The following is a 24,514-nucleotide window of genomic DNA, read 5'->3' on the forward strand; positions in this document are numbered from 1 at the left end:
GGGCCGTGACGGCGATGCCGCGTGGGGGCGGCAGCGGTCTGCGACGGGGCGGAGTGAGCACAGCCTATCGAAGGAAGGTTCTGTGGCGACATAGGGCGCACGGGAGGCGCACGATGCGTTTCGCCTGCGGCGTGCCTGGTTTATGGGGGTTTGCCCCGGTTTGGCGGGGTGGTGCGCCCCGTAAGGGGCGCGGGGAACTGCGCGGCCGGCCGCCGACGGCCCGCAGCCGTCGGACCCGGGGACCCGGGGGCGGAGCCCCCGGGAACACCTCTTACCCCAACCCGAGCTGCTGCGCAGCCGCGTTGGCGTCCACCGGAACGGTGACCGGCTGCGGGGCACCCGCAACGGCCCAGTCCGGGTCCTTCAGGCCGTTGCCCGTGACCGTGCAGACGATGCGCTGGCCCGGGTCGACGAGGCCCTGTTCGGCCGCCTTGAGGAGGCCGGCCACGCTCGCCGCCGAGGCGGGCTCGACGAAGACGCCCTCCTGGGAGGCCAACAGGCGGTAGGCGGCCAGGATCTGGCGGTCGGTCACCTCGTCGATGAGGCCGCCGGACTCGTCCCGCGCCTGCTCGGCGAACTGCCAGGAGGCGGGGTTGCCGATGCGGATGGCGGTGGCGATGGTGTGCGGGTCCTTCACCGGCTCGCCGCGCACGATCGGCGCCGAACCGGAGGCCTGGAATCCCCACATCCGGGGGTTGTGCGTGGACACCGCGTCGGCGGCGTACTCGCGGTAGCCCTTCCAATAGGCGGTGATGTTGCCCGCGTTGCCCACCGGGAGGACGTGGATGTCGGGGGCGTCGCCGAGGGCGTCGACGATTTCGAAGGCCGCGGTCTTCTGGCCCTCGATGCGCACCGGGTTGACCGAGTTGACCAGCGCCACCGGGTAGTTGTCGGAGAGCGAACGGGCCAGCGTCAGGCAGTCGTCGAAGTTGCCGTCGACCTGGAGGATGCGGGCGCCGTGCACCAGCGCCTGGCCCATCTTGCCGAGCGCGATCTTGCCCTGCGGGACCAGCACGGCGCACACCATGCCGGCGCGCACCGCGTAAGCGGCCGCGGACGCCGAGGTGTTGCCGGTGGAGGCGCAGATGACGGCCTGCGCGCCCTCCTCCTTGGCACGCGTGATGGCCATCGTCATCCCGCGGTCCTTGAAGGAACCGGTGGGGTTGGCGCCCTCGACCTTGAGGTGCACCTCACAGCCGGTGCGCTCGGAGAGGACCTGCGCCGGGACGAGCGGCGTGCCACCCTCGCGCAGGGTCACCACCGGGGTGCTGTCCGTGACCGGAAGGCGGTCGCGGTACTCCTCGATGATGCCGCGCCACTGGTGAGTGCCCGCGGAACCGCGGGAGTTGCTGTTACCGGACATTGTTCTCGTTACTCCCCTTCAACCCGCATGATGCTCGCGACATCGCGGACCGTGTCCAGCTTGCGCAGCGCCTCGACGGTCGCCTGCAGGGCGGCGTCGGCGGCGCGGTGGGTGACCACGACGAGGGACGCCTCGCCGTCCTTGCCCTGCTGACGGACCGTGTCGATGGACACGCCGTGCTCGGCGAAGACGGTGGCGACCTGGGCCAGGACGCCGGGCTTGTCGGCCACGTCGAGGCTGATGTGGTAGCGCGTGACGACCTCGCCCATGGGGCTCACGGGCAGCCGGGTGTAGGCGGACTCGCCGGGGCCGGTGGTCTCGGCGACCTTGTTGCGGCAGACGGCGACGAGGTCGCCGAGGACCGCGGAGGCGGTCGGCGAACCGCCCGCGCCGGGCCCGTAGAACATCAGCTGGCCGGCCGCCTCGGCCTCGACGAACACCGCGTTGTACGCCTCGCGGACGGAGGCGAGCGGGTGGCTGAGCGGAATCATGGCCGGGTGCACGCGGGCGGTGACCGACTTCCCGTCCTCGGCGCGCTCGCAGATGGCCAGCAGCTTGATGGTGCAGCCCATCCGCTTCGCGGAGGCGAAGTCCGCGGACGTGACCTCCGTCATGCCCTCGCGGTGCACGTCGTCGAGGCGGACGCGGGTGTGGAAGGCGATGCCGGCCAGGATCGCGGCCTTGGCGGCCGCGTCGAAGCCCTCGACGTCGGCGGTCGGGTCCGCCTCGGCGTAACCGAGGGCGGTGGCCTCGTCGAGCGCCTCGGAATAACCGGCGCCGCTCGTGTCCATCTTGTCGAGGATGAAGTTGGTCGTGCCGTTCACGATGCCCAGCACGCGGTTGACCTTGTCGCCCGCGAGGGACTCGCGCAGCGGGCGGATCAGCGGGATGGCGCCGGCCACGGCGGCCTCGTAGTAGAGGTCGGTGCCGTGCGTCTCGGCGGCCGCGTGCAGTTCCGCGCCGCCCTGGGCGAGCAGCGCCTTGTTGGCGGAGACGACGCTCGCGCCGTGCTCGAAGGCCGTGGTGATCAGCGTGCGGGCGGGCTCGATGCCGCCGATGACCTCGACGACCACGTCGATGTCGCCGCGTTTGACCAGCGCGGTGGCGTCGGTGGTGACGAGCTCCGCGGGGACCCCCGCCCGGACCCGGTCCGGGCGGCGCACGGCGATGCCGGCCAGCTCGACCGGCGCACCGATACGGGCGGCGAGGTCGTCCGCGTGCGTCGTCATGATGCGCGCCACCTCGGAGCCGACCACTCCACAGCCCAGCAGCGCCACTTTCAGCGGACGCGTACGCATCATCCGACCTCGTTTCTCGCTCATCTTCGGTAGCACCAGTCTCACTCACTGGACGGGGCTTTTCGGACCCCGTCCACTATTCGAGATCTCTTTCGACCTCAGCCGACATCGAGACGCAGAAGGTCTTCTTCCGTCTCGCGCCGGACGATCACCCGCGCCGCACCGTCCTTCACCGCGACGACCGGCGGACGCAGCGCATGGTTGTAGTTGCTCGCCATCGAGCGGCAGTACGCGCCGGTGGCCGGGACGGCGAGCAGGTCGCCGGGGGCCGTGTCGGCGGGCAGGAAGGCGTCGCGCACGACGATGTCACCGGACTCGCAGTGCTTGCCGACCACGCGCGCGAGCATCGGCTCGGCGGTGGAGGCGCGGGACGCCAGCGCCACGCTGTACTCGGCGTCGTAGAGCGCGGTGCGGATGTTGTCGGACATGCCGCCGTCCACGCTGACGTAGGTGCGCAGGCCCGGCAGTTCCTTGACCGTGCCCACCTCGTACAGCGTGAAGGCCGTCGGGCCGACGATCGCGCGGCCCGGCTCGACGGACAGCCGCGGCACGGTGAGCCCGGCGGCCCGGCACTCGCGGGTGACGATCTCGCGCAGCGCGGTGGCGATCTCGTGCGGCTCGCGCGGGTCGTCCTCGGCGGTGTAGGCGATGCCGAGGCCGCCGCCGAGGTCGATCTCGGGCAGTTCGACGCCGTGTTCGTCGCGGATCTGCCGCAGCAGGCCGACGACGCGGTGGGCGGCGACCTCGAAGCCGGAGGTGTCGAAGATCTGCGAGCCGATGTGCGAGTGGATGCCGAGCAGTTCCAGCCCGTCGAGCTTGAGCGCCCGGCGCACGGCCTCGGCGGCCTGCCCGCCGCCCAGTGCGAGCCCGAACTTCTGGTCCTCGTGGGCGGTGGCGATGAACTCGTGCGTGTGCGCCTCGACGCCGACCGTCACCCGGATCAGCACGCGCTGCCGCTTGCCGAGCCGCTCGGCGATGTGCGCGACGCGCGCGATCTCCTGGAAGGAGTCGAGCACGATCCGCCCGACGCCGGCCTCCACGGCGCGGGTGATCTCCTCGGTGGACTTGTTGTTGCCGTGCAGCGCGATGCGCTCGGCGGGCATTCCGGCGTCGAGGGCGGTGAGCAGCTCGCCGCTGGAGCAGACGTCGAGGTTGAGGTTCTCCTCGTGGATCCAGCGCACGATGGCGCGGGAGAGGAAGGCCTTGCCGGCGTAGAAGACGTCGGCCTCCGTGCCGAAGGCGTCGCGCCAGGCGCGGCAGCGGGCGCGGAAGTCCTCCTCGTCGAGGAAGTAGGCCGGGGTGCCGAACTCCTCGGCGAGCGCCGTGGCCTTGAGACCGGCGACGGTGACGACGCCGTCCGCGTCGCGGGTGACCGTCCGGGACCACACGTGCGCGTCGAGCACGTTGAGGTCGGCCGGGGGCGCCGTGTAGTGGCCCTCCGGAAGGACGTCGGCGTAGCGGGGACCGGCGGGGTGGGCGGAACGGCTCATGACTCTGAATCTCCTCAGAGGTGTGCAGGTGCGGTGACGCCGAGCTGGTGGAGGCCGTCGGCCAGCACCTTGCCCGTGGCCTCGGCGACGGCCAGGCGGGCTCGGTGGACGGCCGAGGGTTTCTCCTCCCCGAGCGGCAGCACCGGGCAGTCGGCCTGCCACCGCAGGAAGGCTTCGGCGAGCCGCTCGAGGTGCCGGGCGAGCCGGGCTGCGTCGCGGGCGGCGGCGATGCGGGGGTGGTCGGCGAGGGCGGCGAACAGCGGCCCGGCGCCGTCGGCGAGCTCCGCGGCATCGTCCGCGAGCTCCGGCCCGAAGCCGAGGTCACGGGCGTTGCGCAGCAGGGCGGCGGTACGGGCGTGGGCGTACCGGACACGGAAGAGGGGATTGCTCTCGCGCTGCACGAGGAGCAGGTCGCGGTCGAGGCCAGGCGGGGAGAGCAGGCTCCAGCGGGCGGCGTCGGGGCCGAGACGGGCGAGGAGGTCCGGCGGGAGCGGCGGCAGGGCCGGCGGCTCGCCGGGGGCTTCGGCCCGGAGCAGGCTGCGGACGATGCGCGCCTGGGGGGCGCTCGCCAGCGTGATGTTGAGGAAGCCCGGTTCGGCGATGTCCACCCGGGCGATGCCGGGCTCCGCGGCGAGCCGGCGGCGCAGGATCTCGGCCACTTCGCGGGCGGGTCGGCCGCTGTCCTTCGCGAGCCGCAGCGCGATGTTGGTGGCGTAGTCGCCGCAGTCCGGGCGGGGCGGAACGCGCACGGTGACCCGCGACGGCACGGCGGCGCGCAGCTCGTCGACCTCGACGGCGCAGCGCACGGTGTGCAGCACGGTGCGGGAGACATCGGCGGGGGTCACAGGGCAAGCCTATGCGCTCCGCTGGGGGCGCGGTTCTGCAACTGCGGGTTGCTTGTGGCTGGTCGCGCCCACGCGGCGGAGCCGCACATGTAACCGCCCCGCGCCCCTTCGGGGCGCGATCACGCACCGCACCTCGTCGTGCCCGCGTCCGGCGGGGCCACCGCCTCGGCCGCCGCTGCGCGGTGCCCTGCCAGGCCTCGGACGAGGCGGACCATCTCCGCGGGCTCGAAGGGTTTGGCCAGGAACGCATCCACCCCCGCGGACCGCCCGCTCTCCTGCTCCCAGCGGGTGCAGGCGCTGATGATGGCCACGGGTATGTCCCGGGTGCGCGGGTCGGCCCGCAGCCGGGCGGCGGTGAGCAGTCCGTCGAGCCGGGGCATCACGACGTCCAGGGTCACCACGTCGGGCCGCACCCGGTGCACGATCTCCAGGCACTCGGCACCGTCGGCCGCGGTCACCACCTCGAAGCCCTCCAGCTCCAGGTTGACCCTGATCAACTGCCGGATGACCCTGTTGTCGTCCACAACAAGGACCCGGCCGGACAAGCCAGGCACACCCCGAGAGTAGGCGCGCCCCCCACGCTGCGTCCGGGTTTTCCCCACTTCCACCCCCCTGCGGGCGAGCCCGCCGGCCGCGGACGATCACTCGTTGCGGGGCACCCCTCCGGAGCTGCTAATGTTCTACCTGTCGCCGCGAGCGAGCGGACGACAAGCAAGACAAGCCCCCGTAGCTCAGGGGATAGAGCAACGGCCTCCGGAGCCGTGTGCGCAGGTTCGAATCCTGCCGGGGGCACCTCGCATGAGGTGCGAAAAGAATCCGCATCAGACCTCACGGTCTCCTGCGGTACATAAGCGCTCGTAGCTTAACGGATAGAGCACTTGACTACGGATCAAGAGGTTGCAGGTTCGAATCCTGCCGAGCGCACATGAGGCCAAGGCCCGTTCCGATCACTCGGAGCGGGCCTTCGGCGTTCTTCACCTCGGTGCCGGGGGTCAGATCTTCGGGAAGCTGAACACGTACCCGTGCTCCTTCAGCCACGGAATCGTCTGTTCCAGTGCGGCGACCGTCTGCCCGCGGTCGCCGCCGCCGTCGTGGACGAGGACGATCGGGCCGTCGGTCAGGCCCTGCTCGATCGCCTTGACGATGTGGTCGACGCCGGGGCGTTCCCAGTCGCGGGTGTCGACGCTCCAGCCGAGCGGGCGCATGCCGTGCTGGGCCGCCAGGCCGCGGCTGTAGGGGGTGAAGGCGCCGCCGGGGGCCCGGTAGTAGTGGATCGGCACGCCGTCGCCCGCCGCCTTCTCGATCATCTGCTGGGCGTCGAGGACCTGTTGCTCCTGGTAGGACTCGGAGCGCTGGTCCATGGCCGTGTTGTGGTCGACGGAGTGGTCGCAGAGGCGGTGGCCGTCGGCGAGCACCTTGCGGACCAGGTCCGGGTGGGCCCTCGCCTCCGGGCCGATCATGCAGAAGACGGCTTTGACGTCGTACTTCTTCAGCAGGGCCAGCACCTTGGGGGTCCAGACGGGGTCGGGCCCGTCGTCGACCGTGATGCTCACGGACCTGCCGCCGGCCTCGGTGTCGTGCGTGATCGACGAGGCCACCGGGCCGTCGCCGGGCGCGGCGGAGGCCGAGCCGGTGGGCGTCGCCACGGGCTCGGGAGTCAGCTCCCGCGGAGCCGCGGGGTCCGGGTCCCGGGGGACCGGGGCCGCCCCCTCCGGGGCGGCGGCGGGAGCGGCTCGTGCGTACTCGGTGGCCTTGGCCAAGGATCCCGTTATCACTCCGCTGAGCGCCACGACGGACACCGCCACTATGGCGATGTACCGATTCCTGCCGGTCGTTCGAGCCATGAGCAGCCTCCCCCTGGAGCGCCCGTCTGCTTTCTCCTGCTCGTAGACGGCGGCTTACCGCAGGACGTTCCCCCGCACGCCCTCGCTCACAGGATGGCGGCAGAACCGGCACCCCGCCCATGAATCATCCCCAATTACCCCGACTTTGTTATCCGTTCGCGATCGTCTCGGCGACCTCCGCCGTACGGGCCGCCTCCTCCCGGGCGAACCGTTGTGCGTCGATCTGTTCGGCGATCTCCTCGTCCTGGGCCATGAGGAGGTCGAGGTTCCCGTCGCCCATCTCGAAGACGCCCATGTCGACGTAGGCCTGCTGCAGCCGTTCGCCCCACAGGCCGATGTCCTTCACACAGGGCACGATGCGGCTGAACAGCAGTCTGCGGAACATCTGCAGGTACTCCGACCGCTCGCTCAGTTCCACCGCGTCGGCCGCGGGCACCCCGAAGTCCGTCAGCACCTCGTCGCCGCGCAGCCGGTCGCGCATCAGCAGGCAGCCCTCGATCACGAACTCCTCGCGCTCGCGCCGCTCCGCGTCCGTCAGCTGCCGGTAGTGGTCGCGCAGCGCCATGCGGCCGAAGGCGACGTGCCGGGCCTCGTCCTGCATCACATAGGCGAGGATCTGCCTGGGCAGCGGCTTGTCCGTCACGTCCCGCAGCAGGCCGAAGGCGGCGAGGGCCAGGCCCTCGATGAGGACCTGCATGCCCAGGTAGGGCATGTCCCAGCGGGAGTCGCGCAGGGTGTCGTCCAGCAGGGCCTGCAGACTGGGGTTGACGGGGTAGATCATCCCGATCTTCTCGCGCAGGAACCGGCTGTAGATCTCCACGTGCCGGGCCTCGTCCATGGCCTGGGTGGCGGAGTAGAACTTCGCGTCCAGGTCGGGCACGGACTCCACGATGCGGGCGGCGCACACCAGCGCCCCCTGCTCGCCGTGCAGGAACTGGCTGAACTGCCAGGAGGCGTAGTGGTGGCGGAGGGCACGGCGGTCGGCCGCGCTCATGCGGTCCCAGTAACGGCTGCCGTACACCGGCAGGTTGGCGTCGGGGACGCCCAGCGGGTCGTACGGGTCGACCTCCTGCTCCCAGTCGATGCGCGTGACGGCGTCCCACTGCTTGTCCTTGCCCTTCTGGTAGAGGGCCAGCAGGCGTTCGCGCCCGTCGTCGTAGTCCCAGCTGAAGCGGGCGGCCCCGGTCGCCGGGACCTCCCAGGCGGTGCCGTCGGGGCGGGCGGGCGTCGTCATCGTCGCGGCCTCCTGTGCCGTCGCGGGGATTGACTCCCCTTGCTGACAAGCAGTCTCATAAGCCTGTGACCGTCGGTAACTCCCAACGTACCCCGGACGGCCCGCAGATGAGGAGGCATCGGCCATGACCACCGCGCCCGGCCGCCCCCGGCCCGACCGGCTCCCCCACGACGCCCTCGGCCCGCTCAGGGACCGCGAACGGGTCGCGCAGCGCCTGCTGGAGTCCTCCGCACGGCACTCCTTCGACCCCGACGCCGAACTCGACTGGGACGCACCGCCCGAGGACGGCAAGTGGTACTGGCCCCCCGAGCTGCTCTCGCTCTACGGCACCCCGCTGTGGCGGCGGATGCCGGAGGAACAGCGCAGGGAACTCGCCCGGCACGAGGCCGCGGCACTCGCCTCGCTGGGCATCTGGTTCGAGATCATCCTGATGCAGCTGCTGGTCCGGCACATCTACGACAAGCCGCTCACCAGCGCCCACGTGCGCTACGCGCTCACCGAGATCGCCGACGAGTGCCGGCACTCCAAGATGTTCGCCCGCATGATCCAGAAGGGCGGCGCCCCCGCCTACCCGGTCTCCGGACTGCACCACGCACTCGGCCGCGTGGCCAAGACGATCACCACCACACCGGGTGCGTTCGCCATGACCCTGCTGGGCGAGGAGATCCTCGACCACATGCAGCGGCTGACCTTCCCCGACGAGCGGGTGCAGACCCTGGTGCGCGGCGTCACCCGCATCCACGTCATCGAGGAGGCCCGCCATGTGCGGTACGCCCGCGAGGAGTTGCGGCGCCAGATGGTCAGCGCGCCGCGCTGGGAAGCCGCGCTGACCCGCGTCAGCTCGGGCGAGGCCGCGCGCATCTTCGCGTTCGCCTTCGTGAACCCCGCCGTCTACACCAACGTGGGCCTCGACCGCCGCGAGGCCGTCGCCCAGGTGCGGGCCAGCGGCCACCGGCGCGAGGTGATGCAGGCGGGCGCGAAACGGCTGACCGACTTCCTCGACGAGATCGGCGTGCTGCGCGGCACCGGCCGGAGGCTGTGGAAGAGCTCGGGCCTGCTGGCCTGACGGGTACCCTGCGGGGCATGACCGGGGCCGTCCGCACCACCTACCGCAGGCTGGGCGTCGCCGAGCGCCGGGCACAGCTGATCGCCGCCGCGCTCGGGCTCTTCGCCCACCGCGCCCCGGAGGAGGTCTCGCTGGACGACGTCGCGGCCGCCGCCGAGGTCTCCCGGCCGCTGGTGTACCGCTACTTCCCGGGCGGCAAGCAGCAGTTGTACGAGGCCGCCCTGCGCAGCGCCGCCGACGACCTCGAACTGTGCTTCGCCGAGCCCCAGTCGGGCCCCCTCACGCACCGCCTCGGAGCCGCGCTCGACCGCTACCTGGGGTTCGTCGACGAGCACGACGCGGGCTTCAGCGCCCTGCTGCAGGGCGGCAGCGTCGTCGGGACCTCCCGCACCGGCGCCATCGTGGACGGGGTCCGCAGGGCGGCCGCCGCCCAGATCCTCAAGCACCTGTCCGTACCGGAACCCGGGCCGCGGCTGCGCATGATGGTGCGGACCTGGATCACGGCCGTCGAGGCGGCGTCGCTGATCTGGCTGGACGAGGAGAAACAACCGCCGCGGGACGAGCTCCGCGACTGGCTCGTGGACCATTTCGTGGCCCTGCTGACGGCGACCGCGGCGAGCGACGCCCAGGCGGCGGAGGTCGCTCGCGCCGCCTTCGCCGGGGAGCCGGCCGAGGGCGCGGCCGGGCGGCTGGCCAGGCGCGCGGTGCCGCTGTTCGAGGGTGCGGGGCACTTGCTGTGAGACTGGGGGCGTGAGAAGCGAGAAGACGCCCTTCGAGGGCGGGCCCATGGACGGGCGGGTGCTGCCGGTGCTGGTCGGGCTCAACGGGTTGCCGCCCAAGGTGTACCGGATCCCCGTGCCGGCCGGCGAGGACGGCGGGGCGCCGACGGTGCTCGTGTACCGGCGGGTACCGGCTGCCACTACGCGGCGGCTGGGGCTGCCCAAGGGCTGGAAGTACGTGTACGAGGGGTAGTGGGGGCGCGCCCCGTAAGGGGCGCGGGGAACTGCGCGACCAGCCACGACGCGCCCGCAGCCGACGGACCGGGCCCGCGAGGCACTCACCCACACGATTGCGATTAATCGCACCGCGCATGGCACGATCCTCCCGGGGGCACGATCATGCTGCCCGATACCGGAGGTGAGCCCGTGTCAGGACGGTTCGTGCGTTCCATCTGCATCATCGCGCTGGCCGCCGGCGCGACCGCCACCGCCCTCGCACCGCCCGCCTCCGCAGCCCCGGCGCCGCCGCCCACGCAGCCGGTCAGCGCTCTCCTCGCCCAGCTCCGGTCGCTGTACCAGAAGACCGAGGAGGCCTCCGAGGCGTACAACGCCACCGAGGAGAAGCTGAAGAAGCAGAGAGCCAAGGTCGACAAGCTCAACGAGGACCTCGCCGAGACCCGGATCGCGCTCACCGCGAGCCGGGACGCCGCGGGCCGGCTCGCCCGCGAGCAGTACCGCGGCACCGCGAGCCCGCTCTCCCCGTACGTGACGTTCCTCCTCAGCGGCGACCCGCAGCAGGCCCTCGACCAGAGCCACCAGTGGCACCGGGCCGCCGACCGCCGGGCCGTCACCGTCGACCGGCTGACGGCCGGCGAGAAGCGCTCCGCCACGCTCGCCTCGGAGGCCCGCGACGCCCTCAACGTGCAGCAGACCCTGGCCGCCACGCAGAAGCAGCAGCGCGACACCGTGCAGAAGCACCTCTCCGACGTCGAGCGGCTGCTCTCCTCCCTCAACGGCGCACAGCTCGCCGAGCTCCAGCGCCTGGAGGCCGGCCAGGCGGACGACGCCCAGCGCCGGTTCCTCGCCTCCGCTCCCCTGATCGGCTCCCGCGCCCCGTCCGCGGCGGGCGCCAAGGCGATCGACTTCGCGTACCGGCAGCTGGGCAAGCCGTACCTGTGGGGCGCCGAGGGCCCCGAGTCCTTCGACTGCTCCGGTCTCACCTCCCAGGCCTGGGCCCACGCGGGCGATGCGATACCGCGCACCAGCCAGGAGCAGTGGGCGTCCCTGCCCAGGGTGCCGCTGAACGAACTGCGGCCGGGCGACCTGGTGTTGTACTTCGAGGGCGCCACGCACGTCGCGCTCTACATCGGCAACGGCATGGTGATACAGGCACCCCGGACCGGCGACCGGGTGAAGATCTCGCCGGTGGCGGGGAATCCGTTGCTGGGGGCGGTACGTCCGGATTCGGGGCAGGCCTCGCTGGCGTCGTACGAACCGCCGACCGGTAGCTGACTCACCGCCCCGTGCCCCGTCAGGGGCGCGGGGCTGCAACTCCCCCAGCTACCGCTGGGAGGTACCCCCAACGGCTCCGCCGCGTGGGCGCGACAAGCCACAACCGGCCCGCACCCGAGCGACAAACTCCCCGGCCCTGGCCGCGTCATAGAACCACTCGTCGAAATCCGCCGGATCGTCGAACCCGTTCGCGAAGCGGTCAGCGACCGGCTGGAGGCCGGCGGCTGCGCCGAAAAGGTCCCGGACATGGACCGGAAGCGGCGCCAGCATCGCGTTCGTCCACTTCGTGGCATACCGCGCCCCCGCCCACCAGCGGGCGAACGTCGCCCGCATCCACGCCGCGTCGAACGGTGCGTCGCCGCGCTCCGTGATCGCGGCGAGGTAGACGGCGGCGCACTTGGCCGCCGAGTTGGCGCCCTGCGCCGCGACCGGATCGTTGATCACGACGGCGTCCCCCGCGCCGAGCACCGGCACCCCCGAGGGCAGCAGGCCCACCGGCTCGCGCACGGCGGGGGTGTAGCGGCCGGCCAACGTGGCCTGCGCGTCGGTGAGTTCGACGGCCGTGGCGCGCCCGTACTCCCACGGCGTGAACCGCTCCATCAGCTCCAGTGTCCGGGCCAGGTGCTCGCCCGGGCCCTCGGCCCGGCGGAAGACGTCCAGCGGGCCGCCGGGGACGCCCTCCCAGAAGAGGATGTCGGCGCGGCCGGAGGCGGTGAGCGCGGGGATCACCCACAGCTCGCCGACGCCGGGCACGAGGTTGCAGCGGACGGCGTCGTACTCGGGGTGTTCCGGGCGCGGGCCCAGGCCGTGGACGTAGGCGAGCGCGAGGCAGCGCTGCGGTGCGGTGTACGGGGAGCGGGCGGGGTCGCGGGCGAAGAGCGAGGCGAGTTCGCCCTTGCCGGCCGCGATCAGCACCAGGTCGTAGCGGTGGGCCAGGAAGTCGAGGTCGGAGACGGCGACGCCGTGCACGACGACCCGGCCGCCGCGCTCGGCGAAGGTCTCCAGCCAGCCCGCCATCTTCAGCCGCTGGTCGACGGACTGGGCGCAGCGGTCCAGCCGGCCGGCCCAGTCGACCACGCGCCGGACCCCGGGCCGGCCGGCCACCGTGCCGGCCATGGAGACGCCGAGGCCCTCGATGCGCGGGGCCCGGTCCTCCCAGAAGTGGAGGCCGAGGCCGCGCTCGTGCTGCAGGGCCGTGTGGAACATCACCTGGGTGGACATGACGCGGCCGGAGCGGATCTCGTCGGGCGAGCGGTGCGACATCAGCGTCACGTCGTAGCCCCGTCCCTGGAGTCCCAGGGCGAGTTGGAGGCCGGCCTGGCCGGCTCCGACTATGAGGATCCGGCGCATGTCAGTGACGTCCGGGGGTGATTTCCAGGGCCCTGCCCACGAGGGTGAGCAGGGTGTCGACGACGGTGATCCGCTTGCGGGCGTCCATCACCAGCACCGGCACCTGTGCGGGCAGGGACAGCGCCTCGCGCACCACTTCGGGCTCGTAACGGGCCGTGCCCTCGAAGTGGTTGACGGCGACGATGTAGGGCAGCCCGCCGCTCTCGAAGTAGTCGAGGGCGGGGAAGCAGTCCTCCAGGCGCCGGGTGTCGACCATCACCACCGCCCCGATGGCCCCGCGCACCAGGTCGTCCCACATGAACCAGAACCGTTTCTGGCCGGGGGTGCCGAACAGGTAGAGCACCAGGTCGGATTCGAGCGTGATGCGCCCGAAGTCCATGGCGACGGTGGTGGTGCCCTTGTCGGGGACGGCCTCGAAGTCGTCCACGGCCTCGCCCGCCTCCGTCATGACGGCCTCGGTGCGCAGCGGGGTGATCTCCGAGACGGAGCCGACGAAGGTGGTCTTGCCGACGCCGAAGCCGCCCGCGATGACGATCTTGGTGACGGCGGGGGCCCGGGAGCGGTCGGTCTGCCAGCTCCGCGGGCCCTGGTGGTCCGCTTCGGGTCCCGTTGTCGTGTCAGAGCCTGCGTAGTCCACTCTGCACCCTTTCGAGCAACGCGCGGTCGGGCCGTCCGGTGGCGTCACCGGTGCCGTAGACGCGGATCCTTCCCTGGTCTGCGAGGTCGCCGAGGAGCACCCGCACCACGCCCAGCGGCATCTTCAGCAGTGCGGAGACCTCGGCGACCGAGCGCAGTCTCCGGCACAGCCCGACGATGGCGCGGACCTCGGGCATCACCCGGGCGGCCAGCCCGCCGGGGGCCGGTGCGGGCTCCTCGTCGGGGTCGGCCGAGGCTGCCACGAAGGTCTCCACGAGCAGCACGTGGCCGAAGCGGGTGCGTCCGCCGGTGAGCGAGTACGGGCGGACGCGCGCCGTTCCCCGGTCCGGCGCGGCCGCGCGGGCGACCGGGCCGACGGCGGAGATGACCGGTGCGGCAGTCACCTGACCGCCTCCGCCGACCGGCGCAGCTCCCGCCGGAGTTCGGGGGTGAGCACGTGGCCGGCCCGGCCCACGAAGAGCGCCATGTGGTAGGCGACGACGCTCATGTCGCAGTCGGGGGCGGTGTGGACGCCCAGCAGCGAGCCGTCGCTGATGGTCATCACGAACAGGCTGCCGTGGTCCATGGCGACCATGGTCTGCTTGACCAGGCCGCCGTCCATCAGCGTCGCCGCCCCCGTGGTCAGGCTGCCCAGCCCGGCGACGATGGTGGCCAGGTCGGCGGTGGAGCCGCGCGGGCCCTCCTCCCGGTCCGGCCCCGCGGCCGGCTGCCGTTCCTGGTGGGAGGAGAGCAACAGCAGCCCGTCCGAGGAGACGACGGCGACGGACAGCACGCCCGCGACCTCCTCGACCAGATCGGTCAGCAGCCAGTGCAGATTGCGGGCTTCGCTGCTCAGTCCCCCGAGCGTGGTGTCCATGGTGCCGACGGGGGTGACGGGCGTCGCCCCCTGGGAAAATGCAGTCAACCGCGTGCCTCCTCGACAGTGCCGCCGTCGTCCGATGCCCCCGTGCGACGCCGACCAATATCACGTTCCGTCAACTCCGCCTCGACGTCGCGCCGTCCGTCCCGGGCGCCCTGCTGGAATCCGGCGAGCTTGCGGCGCAGGGCCTCGGCGTCCACGCCGTGCCGCACGCTGAGCGGCACCGGCTTCTGGGCCACGGCCTTCGGCGTGCGCTTGGGCAGGCCGTTCCCGGTGGCCTCGCGGGGCGGCGGTACGGGCCGGGGGGCCGGTGGTTCCGGGGCGGGGGCGGGTCCGACGGGCTCCGCGGGGCGGCGGGGGGCGGGTGCCCCGGGGCGGGCGTGGCGGCCCGGCGGGGGGCGGTGGCCGTCCCGTACGGCGCGGATCTCCATCGTCTGCTCGGAGTCGTCGGGCGCCGTGGCGTGGACCGGGGAGCGGTGTGCGGTTTCAGCCGTACGGAGGGAGCGGCCGGGCAGCGTATGGGAGTTGGCCTCGGCGACGGCGCCCGGGAGGTTGACGCGGGGCGGTGCCGTCCCGGCGCCGGGCACGGGCGGTGCCGCGGCGGGGTCGGGAGCGGGCGCGTCGGCGGGCAGCAGGTGGGCGGGCAGCACCACGACGGCGGTGATGCCGCCGGGCCGCTGCTCGCGCAGTTTGACGCGCACCCCGTGCCGGGCGGCGAGCCGGGCGACGACGTACAGGCCGAGGCCCATCACCGGGCGGGAGGTCTCGTCGCCCTGCCCCGGCCCCTGGCCCTGCTTGCGCACCCCCATGGGGATCCGGCCGGGGTCAGGGTCGGGCTGCGCGAGGAGGGAGTTGAGCTCCTCCAGGCGCTCGGGGGACATGCCGATGCCCTCGTCCTGCACGGAGAGCATGACCTCGCCGTTCTCCAACAGCCATCCGGAGACCTGCACTTGGACGTCAGGTGGTGAGAACGCGGTGGCATTCTCCAGCAGTTCGGCCACCAGGTGGCTGACGTCGTCCGCGGCGAACCCGACGAGCTGGGACCGGGCGGGGAGGGAATGGATGCGGACGCGCTCGTAGCGCTCGATCTCGCTGACGGCCGCCCGCAGGACGTCCAGCAGGGGGACGGACCCGGTGTGCCCTCCGCCGTGTTCGGCACCGGCGAGGACCAGCAGGTTCTCGTTGTGGCGGCGCATGCGCGTGGCAAGGTGGTCAAGTTTGAACAGCACGGCGAGCCGGTCGGGATCGGCCTCGTGGGCCTCCAGGGACTCGATGACCGACAGCTGCCGCTCGACCAGACCGAGGGTGCGCAGCGAGAGGTTGACGACGGTGGCGTGGATCCGCCCGGTGAGGCAGGACAGCCGGTCGGCGAGCTCCTGGTGCCGGGTGCGGAGCGTGTCGCGCTCCTCGGCCATGTCGCGCCGGGCGCCGTCGAGCCGGGTGCGCTCGCCCTCCAGGAAGTTCATGCGCTCCCGCTGCCGGACGACCGTGCCGTGCAGCACGTTGACCGACCGGGCGATCTCGGCGAACTCGTCGTCCCGGCCCTTGACGGCGACCGGGTCGCGCGTCAGCGGCTCGGCGCACACGCGCCGCGCGCCGCGCCGCAGCGCGGACAGCGGCCGGGTGACGGAGCGGGCGGCGGCGATGCCGGTGCCGAGAGTGAGGAGGAAGCACAACGCGGCCAGCGCGCTGCGGACTTCGAGGGCTTCGAGGTCGTGGGTGCGCAGCCGGGCGAGGCGGGCCATGGCGTCCGTGGCGAGGCCCGACTCGACCCCGCGCATGGCCTCGATCCGGGTGGTCAGGGCCGCACGGATCTCCTCCGGCGCCCTGGCGCCCTCCGCGTCAGCCGCCGCCGTCGCGGGCGGTGCGGTGACGAGGTGGTCGAGCAGGGCGGCGGCGTCGGCGACGCCCGGGCCGCCGACGGCGCGGGCGTACGCGTCCCGGGTGTCGGCCCCGGCCAGCTGCCGGAAGTCAGCGAGGGCGGACCGCTCGCGCAGCGCGGACTGCTGGGCGGCGGCGCCGAGTTCGGGGTGCCCGCGGGAGGCGAGGGCGGCCAGCAGCAGCCCGCGCGTGGCCGAGGCCTCCTCGACGGCGCGGCCCAGCGGGGGCAGCGCGGCCGCGTCCCCCGCGGCGGCCCGGGCGGGCAGCCGGTGGACGAGCGCGCCGCTGACCCCGTGCAGGGCCTGTACGACGGCGGTGTAGGCGGTGAAGACCGTCAGGGCGTCACCGGGCCCGGCAAGGGCCTTGCGGCGCACTTCGGGGAGCCCGTCGAGGAGCTCCCGCACGGACGCCGGTGCGGAGCGCCCGAACTCCTCGATCTGCCGGTCCACACGGGCCCGTTGGGCATCCGGCACGGCGGGCGCGCTGCCGCGCCCCGCGGCCGCGTAAACGGTCATGGCGTCACGCTCGTCGGCCAGGGAGTGCGCGAGCGCGACGGCGGCGCTGTCGGTCTTGGCGAACGCGGCCAGCCGCTGGGACTCGGCGCGGTCCCGCAGGACGTCGGCGATACCGAAGGCGCCTGCACCGGCGACCGTGAGCGACACGACCGTCACGGAGGCGACGAGCCGGTTGCGGACGCGGGCGGTGCGCTCCGGCACCGCCGTGGTCTGCTGCTCGCGCTGGCCGCCCCGAAGCCGCTTCTTCCGCACCGGTGCTCACAATCTGCTCGCGTCCGTCCCGCCCGCCCCTGGTCCTGCGGTACTGATTTGACCCTTTCAGCACCCGTCTGAGGCAGGCCTGCTTCACTCCCCCGCTCATTCGAAGGAGTGAAGCCCACCCGGAACTTCACTTTTGATCCCCTGGTTCCTGCTGACGGCGCGCGCCGCACTTCCCCCCGGCGCATGCCCACCCGGTAAACCGCCCGGCACGCCGGAAGGATGCGCGCCAACAGCCAGGGAAATTCCGGCATCCTGCACACTGGCCGCATGCGTATCGAACTCGCCACTCAGCCGGGTGTTCCGGGGCGCCGGAACGAGGATTTCGCGTCGGTGAGCGGAGAGGCGGACGGAGCGTTCGTCCTTCTCGACGGGGTGACACCGCCGGAGGACGGCGGTACGGGGTGCCGGCACGGTGTGCCGTGGTTCGTCGAGCGGTTGGGCGGAGCGCTGCTGCACCTCGCGTGCGGCAAGCGGGAGTTGCCCCTTGCGTCATGTCTGTCGGCCGCCATCGACCGTACTGCTGCGGCTCATCGGGACACGTGTGACCTGACGCACCGGCGGACGCCGCAGGCGACGGTGGTCGTCGTGCGGTGGGACGCGGAGCGGGTGGAGTATCTGGTGTTGTCCGACTCGGTGTTGCTGCTGGCGGACGGGCGCGCGGTGCGCGCCGTCCTGGACGACCGGATCGACCGGCTGGCCGCGCTCGGCCCCGTGACGGACGCCCAGCGCAACGCGGAGGGCGGCTTCTTCACCGCAGCCGCGGACCCGGCCGTGGCCGGCCGGGCCGTCACGGGTGCGCTGCCGCGGGCGGAGGTCCGGTCGATGGCGGCGATGACGGACGGGGCGAGCCGATGGGTGGAGGTGTTCGGGGAGGGGGACTGGGCGGATTGCCACGCCCTTTTGGCGAAGGAGGGGCCGCAGGCACTGATCGACCGGGTGCGGGCGATTGAACGGGGTACGACGCGACGGCTCGGCAAGCGGCACGACGACGCGACGGCACTGTACGTGGTGCCGTAGCGCTCCGAAGGGGCGCGGGGCTGTTTCTCCCCCAGCTACCGCTGGGAGGTGCCCCCAGCGGCTCCGCCACCGGCAACCCGCAGCCGACAAACCACGGGGTGCGCCCCGTAAGGGGCGCGGGGAACTGCGCGATCAGCCACAACGGACCCGCACCCGCCCCGCACCGCCCCCGCGGGGCTACGCCTCCGCGCTCGCGTTCAGCTGATGCAGCAGCCGCGCCAGCTCCGCGATCTCGGTGCGGTCCCAGTCCGCCAGTTTGCTCATGTACTGCGCGCGCCGTGCATCCCGCACCCGCTGGAAGCGGGCCCCGCCCTCCTCCGTGACGCGGATCAGGGACGCCCGGCCGTCGGCCGGATCCGGCTCCCGCTCGACGAGCCCCAGCTCGCACAGCGCCCGCAGCTGACGGCTCATCGTGGCCTTGCCGACCCCGAAATACGCAGCGAGGTCCGTGGCCCGCTGCTGCCCGGCCTCCACGAGGCGGATCAGCAGCCCGTAGGCCGCCGGCTCCAGGTCGGGGTGGACCTCCCGGGCCATTTCCCCGGACGAGGCGCGGGCCCGGCGCAGGAACACGGCCAGCTCGCGCTCCAGGGCGAGAAATTCCTCGTGGTCCACGCCGTCGCCGGGCTCCGGGGTACCGGTCTGGTGCACGTCAGGCCCTCTCCGCCTTTTCAGCTTGCTTTCAGCCGATGAAAAGTTCTTGTGTCCGCGGACCGTCGCCGCAGCTCTGTCAGTATTTCGCAGGATTAGACCAACGGCAGCACCCCGGGGCCCTGTCGCGGCGTGTATCTGCGCCCATGGCTTCGGTAATGGCATGGTCATACCAACCTAGACCGCCGAACGAAGGCCATTCGGCACCGGAGGCACGCCAATGCCCGTGCACTGCTCGAGCCGGGAGCGCCGCAGACCCCCTGCGGCGCCCCGGCTGTTCGCCCCCCTGCTGTCCGTCCTGGCCGCCCTGGCCCTGCTGATCGCCCTGCCCGGCGCGGCCGACGCGTCGTACGCGCCCGCCGCCAGGCACCCCACCCACCCCGCGCAGGACTGGATGGGCGTGACCGTCCCGGACCACGAACACGGCGGCCAGGACGAGGGCCAGGGCCCGCGGTCCGCCTCCGTCGAAGGCGTCGACGTCAGCAGCCACAACGGCAACGTTTCCTGGTCCAAGCTGAAGAAGAGCGGGGTGCGCTTCGCCTACGTCAAGGCGACCGAGGGCACCAGCTACACCAGCCCCTACTTCACCCAGCAGTACGACGGCTCGTACGACGCCGGGATGATCCGCGGCGCGTACCACTTCGCCCTGCCCGACAACTCCAGCGGCACCTCGCAGGCGGACTACTTCGCCCGGCACGGCGGCGGCTGGTCGCGTGACCACAAGACGCTGCCGGGCGTCCTCGACCTGGAGTGGAACCCCTACGGGGACAGCTGCTACGGGATGAGCTCGGACGAGCTGATCGACTGGGTGGGCGACTTCTTCGACCGCTACTACCGCCGCACCGGGCGGGAGGCCGTGCTCTACACCGCCACCAAGTGGTGGAAGGAGTGCATGGGGAACTACAGCAGGTTCGGCTCGGTGAATCCGTTGTGGATACCGCAATACGGCTCGTCGGTCGGGGAGCTCCCCAAGGGCTGGTCCTTCCACACCATCTGGCAGTACACCGACTCGGGCCCCACGGTCGGTGACCACAACCGCTTCAACGGTGCGTTCAGCCGCCTCCAGGCGCTGGCCGACGGTTGAGCCCTCAGCACCCAGCGGGCCCCCGGCACATCGGCGCCGGGGGCCCTTGGCGTGTCGTGGATCAGTGGATCAGCGGATCAGCCGCAGGTGCCCGCGGGGCGGGTCCGCGTCACCAGGTCGGTGAAGCCGGTGGTGCCGTCGAGCCACACCACCTGCCGGCCGCCGGCCGCGGCGGCGGAGAGCTGCTCGCCGCGGTTGCAGGAGACCCGGCCGAGCGTCCGGCCGTCCACGGAGAACTGCCACAGCTTGGCCGTCGACTGGTTGCCGGCCGACAGGCCCGGCGCCTGCGAGGTGACGGTCACGGCGTCCTGCGAGACGGTCAGGTCGTAGGGGAAGAGCCCCGCGGCGGCGGTCTTGCCCTTGCCGAGGTCCAGGGTGCCCGTGCCGTCGAACTCCGCGCGGCGCACGCCCATCTGCCCGGTGCTCTTGGACTCGTCGGCCAGCCAGAAGACGTTCTTGCCGTTGATGCCGGTCTGGCCGATGCCCTCGGGCGTGCCGAGCTGCTGGGTCAGGGTCTTCTTGCCGGTCTTGAGGTCGAGCACCTCGGTACCGAATTTGGAGGTGCCGTTCTCGGCGTAGAGCTTGGCGTAGGCGATGCGGCCGTTGCCGATCGAGGGCAGGGCGGTGGCGGACTGCTCGTCGGCCCGGTCCTCGACCCAGACGGGGTCCGTGTCCCGCAGCCGCAGATAGCCGACGTGCCGGGTGCCGAGGCGCGACGGCGCCTCGAAGACCACGACGTCACCGTCGACCTGCACCCCGGAGAGCGCCACCTTGCCGGACCGCAGCGTCCTGATCGGCCCGCCCGCCAGCGGCCGCGCCAGGATGTCGACGCTCTTCGGTCCGTACGCGAGCCAGACGACGGTCTTGCCGTCGGTCACCGGGTTGACGTGGTAGCGGCCGTCGTTGGGGCTGATGAGCTTCGGGGCGCCCTTGCCGTCGGCGCGTCCCGCCCAGACCGAGTACGCCTCGGTACCGGAGTCGTCGGACTGGGACGCGGTCCACCAGCCGCCGCCCGCGCCGACGGACGACCCGGCGGTGTTGACCTTGCCGAGCAGGACGTCGGTGTCGACGCCGAGGGCCAGTTCCCAGTTGGGGACGATGCCGTGGGCGTTGAAGGAGCGGGTGACGGTGTTGACGTCGTCGGAGGAGAGGCCGAGGTCCTTGGCCGCCGCGATGACCGCGTTGCGGCCCTCGGTGTAGCCGTCCAGGGGCGTCATGTACTCCGACAGCGCCTTGTAGACGATGCGGTCGGCGACCTTGCCGCCGAGGTCCTTGCGGATGTCCCACAAGGAGCCGGAGAAGATGGTGGAGTTGAGGTGCACGCCGCCGTTGTCGGTGGCGAAGCCGACGCCGAGGAAGTTCTTCGAGGTCGTCGCGCCGTCGTTGAGGTCGCGGAAGGCGCACTCGCGCGGCGACTTGCTGCGGCACAGGTGCCCGCCGAGGAGCCCGGAGTCCGGGTCGTCCATGGACACTCCGGCGGCGTCCACGGAGATGGACTGCCCGAAGTAGTCGGCGAGGGCCTCGTTGAGGGCGCCGGACTGGCCGGCGTAGACGAGGTTCGCGGTGTGCTCCACGACGCCGTGGGTCATCTCGTGGCCGACGACGTCCAGGTCGGCGGAGAGCGTCTTGTACTCGTCGTTGCCGCCGCCGTAGACCATCTTGGTGCCGTCCCAGAAGGCGTTGACGTACGCCGAACCGAACTCGGTGACGCCGACGAGGGAGTTGACGGTCATGCCGCGGCCGTCGAGGCTGTCGCGGCCGTGGACGTTCTTGTAGTAGTCGTAGACCTTGCCGGCCGCCCAGTGGGCGTCGACGGCACCGGCCTCGGTGGCGTCCGGGCCGAAGGCGGGGGTGGCCGACCCGAACTCCTTGATCCCGTCGGGCCAGCGGCCCGAGACCTCGCCGACGTCCTTGCCGCGGGCGTCCCAGGTGGCGAGGACGTTGTGGCTGGTGCTGCTCATGCGAACGGTGTCCCGCATGAGGTATTCATTGCGGCCGGGGTCCTTGGTGAGGTTCAGGTCGACGGTGGTGCCGTCGTACTTGACGCCGGAGCCGGGGGTGGGGGCGGGGGCGTCGGCTTTGATCCCGCCTTTGGCAGGCGCCGCGGTCTTGTTCTTGTCCACCCCGAAGGTCTTGATCCCGCTGTACTGCAGCACGGGGTAGCCGGCCTTGGCGTCGATGTAGACCTCGCGGAGGACCGGTTCGCCGGTGGCGGGGTGGGTGCCACGGACGGTGACGTGCTGGGTGAGCACGCCGTCGCCCTTGGGCAGCACGACGAGCCCGCGGGCGGTGCCGCTGAAGGACTCGGCGGACCTGGTCAGCCCCTGGCGCCCCGGCTGGGCGATGTCGGACTTGTCGAGCGTCCGCCCGCCGAGCTGCGCCCGGACAGCGGCGACGGCACGCTCGACGGCGACGTCCTGGGTCACGGCCGCCTTGGTGTCGGCCGTCAGCCTGGTGAAGTACCGGCCGGAGGTACCGGTGACGAGGCGCTTGCCGTCCTTCTTCTCCATCCGGACGACGTACTGCCCGCCGAGGACGTCGATCCCGTGGTGCTTCTGCTGCAGCCGGACGGTCTCGGTGGCGCCGGAGCTCTGCGTCCCGAGCGGCGCGAGATCACGCTGCGGGTTGCCGATGTGGTACCGGCTCTGCTTGTCGGCAAGGTGCTCGCGGGCGGCATCGGCGGCGTTGCCGGTGGCCTTGGTGCGGTCACGGATGCCGTCGACAAGGGAGGGGGTGGAAGTGCCCTTCCCCGGGACGACTTCGGGACCCGCCGCAGCGGACGCGGCAACCGCCTGAGCGGGCACCGCGGAAACGACGAGGGCGGCAGCGCCGAGTAGCGCTGCCGCCCCTGCTATGCCGTTCTTCCGGCCTCTGCCGGCCGGTCTGCCTGAACGTGCTCTGGGCTTGCGCAAGGAGTTCCCCCTCCGTCGCATACGGTCGCGCATATGCAACCGGCGGGACGGGGCCGGATCAATGGTGCGTGGACCCAGAGGGTCAACTTCCGGCCGAAAGCGGCCGATCCGACGCGTGGGAACCCAATTGCCGGTTCCGGCAAGGCGATGCAGACTGAGCCGTCGTCTTCACGAGGAGTGTCGAGGAGTGTCATGGCCAAGGTCACCATCAGCCTGGACAGCGATCTGGCGATCGAGGTCATGCTGCTGTCCGGCACCAGGAACCCGCAGGACGCGGTGGAGTTGATCGTGCGGGACTACCTGGCCAGGGGCCGCCGCACGGAGGCCCGCACCGGCAACGCGGCGGACCAGGACCGTTTGACCGACCGGAGGCCGGCGGTGGACGAGGGGTGAAGCCGGCCGCCGGCGTCTTGCAGCCACGCGCTGGAATGCGGCCTACTCCCAGTCCATGTCGTCGGTGGCCAGCGTCAGTCCAACGACGGTGTCGGTGAGGTCGATCGGGTCCCCGAACTTGACGGCCGGACCGGTGCGGTACGTGCCGTCCTTGGGCTCGGTGAAGACGTGGCACTGGCCGATGTACGGGTCCACGATGAGATAGACGGGAACACCCGCCAGTGCATAGGCATCCCGCTTGGGCCCGTAGTCGTTCTTCGCCGTGTCCTTGGAGATCACCTCGGCGACGAACTCGACGTCCTGGTAACGCCAGTGCCCCTTGGAGTCCTTGGACACGCCGTCCTTCACCAGCAGGACGTCGGCACAAAAGCCATTCAGATGGCCGGGAAAGTCAATACGGACTTCGTTCTTCACGCGCCTCCGCGGATACTTGGTCCGCAGCTGGTCGTAGATGTTGGCGATAATGTCCCAGTGATTGTCCCGCTGCGGCGACATGTAGATGGCCCCCTCGACGATCTCCACCTTGTAGCCCTCGGGGACGGGCATCCGCTCAAGCCAGTCGAACAGCATGTCCAGGCTGAGCTCGTCGCTGTCGGCCATCTCGGTCCTGTCGGTCAGCACGATGGTCACTCTGCGCTCCTCCCCGCTGCCGCATACCGCAGGCAGCCGCGCGGTTCAACGATACGCGCGGCTGCCCGGACACGCCGCAGCCGGTGAGACGTGGCTCACTCGTCCACCGGCTCCCACCCCGGCGCCCCGCCGTCCACCGCCACCCGTCCGAACTGCACGTCCGCGAAGTGGATGCCGAAACCGACCGTCCCGGGCTCGGTGAGTTGCTCCACCAGGCGGCGCCGGAAGGCGATGGCGCCTTCCGCGTCGTGGTCGACCGACACCCGCCACTCCGGGTGGGCCATCTGCAGCGGCGTGTGGAACGCGTCGCCGAAGGCGATCACGCGACGGCCGTCGTCCCCGCTGATCACGTACGCCGCGTGGCCCGGCGTGTGGCCGGGAGTGAGCAGCACCCGCACCCCCGGGAAGATCTCCTCCCCGTCCGTCACCGTGCGGACCCTCGGCTCCATCTCCTTGAGGACCTCCGCCGGCGGGGCGTGGTGCACCACGTCGCGGTGCTGCCACTCCGCCTCCGAGAACAGGAACTCCGCGCCGCTCAGGGCCTCGTGGCCGACCCAGCCCACGTGGTCGCCGTGGAGGTGGGTGAAGGCCACCGCCTCGATCCGGTCGGCCGGGCGGCCGAGGCGGGTGAGGTTGTCGAGCAGGGTGCCGCCCGACATGGCGCCGACGGGGTTGCCGGGCTCGGCCGGGGCGGACACCGGACCGATGCCCGAGTCGATCAGGAGGGCGCGGTCGGCGCGCTCGACCAGGAGGCCGCCGACGCTCGCCACGAGGTAGCCGGACTCGTCCAGGTACGAGGGTGCAATGGTGTCCGTCGTGTCCGGGAACCAGTGGCGCGGCGACAGCTGCGCCACGCCGTCCGGTACGTACGTGACCTTCGTTTCGCCCAGTTGCAGGGAGCGGATCCCCGCCGGGCGGCTCAGCCGTTCACTCATG

Annotated in this window: 23 protein-coding genes and 2 tRNA genes; 9 read left to right on the forward strand and 16 right to left on the reverse strand. The window is 72.0% G+C overall.

Translation table 11 applies throughout. The features are described 5' to 3' along the window. Window positions 1–271: 271 nt before the first annotated feature. The 5 genes from thrC to ACMATS_RS12645 form a co-directional block, all read right to left on the reverse strand. Window positions 272–1,363 (reverse strand): threonine synthase, encoded by a 1,092-nt coding sequence (gene thrC, locus ACMATS_RS12625; RefSeq protein ID WP_336413558.1) that lies wholly within the window; start codon window positions 1,361–1,363, stop codon window positions 272–274. Window positions 1,364–1,371: 8 nt separating this feature from the next. Then, complete coding sequence (locus ACMATS_RS12630; protein WP_390776553.1) at window positions 1,372–2,664, reverse strand: homoserine dehydrogenase; 1,293 nt, start codon at window positions 2,662–2,664, stop codon at window positions 1,372–1,374. Window positions 2,665–2,759: 95 nt separating this feature from the next. Beyond that, a complete protein-coding gene (lysA, locus tag ACMATS_RS12635; protein ID WP_414167947.1) occupies window positions 2,760–4,151 on the reverse strand; it encodes a diaminopimelate decarboxylase in 1,392 nt (463 codons plus the stop codon). 14 nt (window positions 4,152–4,165) lie between these two features. Further along, window positions 4,166–4,996, reverse strand: coding sequence for an ArgS-related anticodon-binding protein NrtL (gene nrtL / locus ACMATS_RS12640; protein WP_414167948.1), 831 nt, complete (start codon window positions 4,994–4,996; stop codon window positions 4,166–4,168). A gap of 119 nt (window positions 4,997–5,115) precedes the next feature. After that, a complete protein-coding gene (locus ACMATS_RS12645) occupies window positions 5,116–5,550 on the reverse strand; it encodes a response regulator (RefSeq protein WP_414167949.1) in 435 nt (144 codons plus the stop codon). A 166-nt stretch (window positions 5,551–5,716) separates the two neighbouring features. On the opposite strand from ACMATS_RS12645, the gene ACMATS_RS12650 reads away from it, so the two are divergent. Together ACMATS_RS12650 and ACMATS_RS12655 are read left to right on the forward strand one after the other, a co-directional pair. Continuing rightward, window positions 5,717–5,788 (forward strand) — tRNA-Arg (locus tag ACMATS_RS12650). Window positions 5,789–5,847: 59 nt separating this feature from the next. After that, window positions 5,848–5,920, forward strand: a tRNA-Arg gene (locus ACMATS_RS12655). A gap of 68 nt (window positions 5,921–5,988) precedes the next feature. On the opposite strand, the gene ACMATS_RS12660 is transcribed toward ACMATS_RS12655, so the two are convergent. After that, window positions 5,989–6,840, reverse strand: a complete 852-nt coding sequence (locus ACMATS_RS12660) for a polysaccharide deacetylase family protein (protein ID WP_414167950.1) — start codon at window positions 6,838–6,840, stop codon at window positions 5,989–5,991. A 148-nt stretch (window positions 6,841–6,988) separates the two neighbouring features. Further along, on the reverse strand, window positions 6,989–8,074 hold the full coding sequence (locus ACMATS_RS12665; RefSeq protein ID WP_414167951.1) for a ferritin-like domain-containing protein: 1,086 nt from the start codon (window positions 8,072–8,074) through the stop codon (window positions 6,989–6,991). A gap of 124 nt (window positions 8,075–8,198) precedes the next feature. On the opposite strand from ACMATS_RS12665, the gene ACMATS_RS12670 reads away from it, so the two are divergent. From ACMATS_RS12670 to ACMATS_RS12685, 4 genes are all read left to right on the forward strand, one after another. After that, complete coding sequence (locus tag ACMATS_RS12670; protein ID WP_390776547.1) at window positions 8,199–9,140, forward strand: AurF N-oxygenase family protein; 942 nt, start codon at window positions 8,199–8,201, stop codon at window positions 9,138–9,140. Between the two features lie 17 nt (window positions 9,141–9,157). Then, complete coding sequence (locus ACMATS_RS12675) at window positions 9,158–9,880, forward strand: TetR/AcrR family transcriptional regulator (RefSeq protein ID WP_414167952.1); 723 nt, start codon at window positions 9,158–9,160, stop codon at window positions 9,878–9,880. A gap of 10 nt (window positions 9,881–9,890) precedes the next feature. Beyond that, on the forward strand, window positions 9,891–10,112 hold the full coding sequence (locus ACMATS_RS12680) for a hypothetical protein (RefSeq protein ID WP_414167953.1): 222 nt from the start codon (window positions 9,891–9,893) through the stop codon (window positions 10,110–10,112). Between the two features lie 188 nt (window positions 10,113–10,300). Beyond that, entirely contained in the window at window positions 10,301–11,371 is a 1,071-nt protein-coding gene (locus ACMATS_RS12685; RefSeq protein ID WP_391151576.1) for a C40 family peptidase, read from the forward strand. A 48-nt stretch (window positions 11,372–11,419) separates the two neighbouring features. Here ACMATS_RS12685 and ACMATS_RS12690 read toward each other — a convergent pair whose 3' ends face one another. From ACMATS_RS12690 to ACMATS_RS12710, 5 genes are read right to left on the reverse strand one after another with little or no spacing between them, the layout of a single operon-like run. Beyond that, entirely contained in the window at window positions 11,420–12,721 is a 1,302-nt protein-coding gene (locus tag ACMATS_RS12690) for a styrene monooxygenase/indole monooxygenase family protein (protein WP_390776543.1), read from the reverse strand. Window position 12,722: 1 nt separating this feature from the next. Continuing rightward, window positions 12,723–13,358: a GTP-binding protein gene (locus ACMATS_RS12695; RefSeq protein ID WP_390776542.1), complete on the reverse strand. Its 636-nt coding sequence runs from the start codon at window positions 13,356–13,358 to the stop codon at window positions 12,723–12,725. Next, window positions 13,339–13,743 (reverse strand): DUF742 domain-containing protein, encoded by a 405-nt coding sequence (locus tag ACMATS_RS12700; RefSeq protein ID WP_390776804.1) that lies wholly within the window; start codon window positions 13,741–13,743, stop codon window positions 13,339–13,341. Before ACMATS_RS12700 ends, ACMATS_RS12695 begins: the two co-directional genes overlap by 20 nt. A gap of 14 nt (window positions 13,744–13,757) precedes the next feature. Beyond that, window positions 13,758–14,234 carry a roadblock/LC7 domain-containing protein gene (locus tag ACMATS_RS12705; RefSeq protein WP_414170706.1) on the reverse strand — a complete coding sequence of 159 codons (477 nt, stop codon included), beginning with the start codon at window positions 14,232–14,234 and terminating at the stop codon, window positions 13,758–13,760. Between the two features lie 44 nt (window positions 14,235–14,278). Further along, a complete protein-coding gene (locus tag ACMATS_RS12710) occupies window positions 14,279–16,885 on the reverse strand; it encodes a nitrate- and nitrite sensing domain-containing protein (RefSeq protein ID WP_414167954.1) in 2,607 nt (868 codons plus the stop codon). A 276-nt stretch (window positions 16,886–17,161) separates the two neighbouring features. Between ACMATS_RS12710 and ACMATS_RS12715 the strand changes: the two genes are divergently transcribed. Beyond that, window positions 17,162–17,911: a hypothetical protein gene (locus ACMATS_RS12715; RefSeq protein ID WP_414167955.1), complete on the forward strand. Its 750-nt coding sequence runs from the start codon at window positions 17,162–17,164 to the stop codon at window positions 17,909–17,911. A 177-nt stretch (window positions 17,912–18,088) separates the two neighbouring features. Here the strand turns inward: ACMATS_RS12715 and ACMATS_RS12720 are convergent, their stop codons facing one another. Continuing rightward, window positions 18,089–18,559, reverse strand: coding sequence for a MarR family winged helix-turn-helix transcriptional regulator (locus ACMATS_RS12720; protein WP_390776539.1), 471 nt, complete (start codon window positions 18,557–18,559; stop codon window positions 18,089–18,091). A 220-nt stretch (window positions 18,560–18,779) separates the two neighbouring features. Here ACMATS_RS12720 and ACMATS_RS12725 point away from each other — a divergent pair, with 220 nt between their 5' ends. After that, entirely contained in the window at window positions 18,780–19,643 is an 864-nt protein-coding gene (locus tag ACMATS_RS12725; RefSeq protein WP_390776538.1) for a lysozyme, read from the forward strand. 77 nt (window positions 19,644–19,720) lie between these two features. Here the strand turns inward: ACMATS_RS12725 and ACMATS_RS12730 are convergent, their stop codons facing one another. Beyond that, window positions 19,721–22,576 (reverse strand): M4 family metallopeptidase, encoded by a 2,856-nt coding sequence (locus ACMATS_RS12730; protein ID WP_414167956.1) that lies wholly within the window; start codon window positions 22,574–22,576, stop codon window positions 19,721–19,723. Between the two features lie 171 nt (window positions 22,577–22,747). Here ACMATS_RS12730 and ACMATS_RS12735 point away from each other — a divergent pair, with 171 nt between their 5' ends. Beyond that, a complete protein-coding gene (locus ACMATS_RS12735; protein WP_390776536.1) occupies window positions 22,748–22,948 on the forward strand; it encodes a hypothetical protein in 201 nt (66 codons plus the stop codon). Between the two features lie 42 nt (window positions 22,949–22,990). Here ACMATS_RS12735 and ACMATS_RS12740 read toward each other — a convergent pair whose 3' ends face one another. Next, entirely contained in the window at window positions 22,991–23,548 is a 558-nt protein-coding gene (locus ACMATS_RS12740; protein ID WP_414170707.1) for a Uma2 family endonuclease, read from the reverse strand. Between the two features lie 125 nt (window positions 23,549–23,673). Next, window positions 23,674–24,513, reverse strand: coding sequence for an MBL fold metallo-hydrolase (locus tag ACMATS_RS12745; RefSeq protein ID WP_414167957.1), 840 nt, complete (start codon window positions 24,511–24,513; stop codon window positions 23,674–23,676). Window position 24,514 lies beyond the last annotated feature (1 nt).

It is taken from the genome of Streptoverticillium reticulum, from assembly GCF_047456005.1.
GTDB lineage: Bacteria > Actinomycetota > Actinomycetes > Streptomycetales > Streptomycetaceae > Streptomyces > Streptomyces reticulum.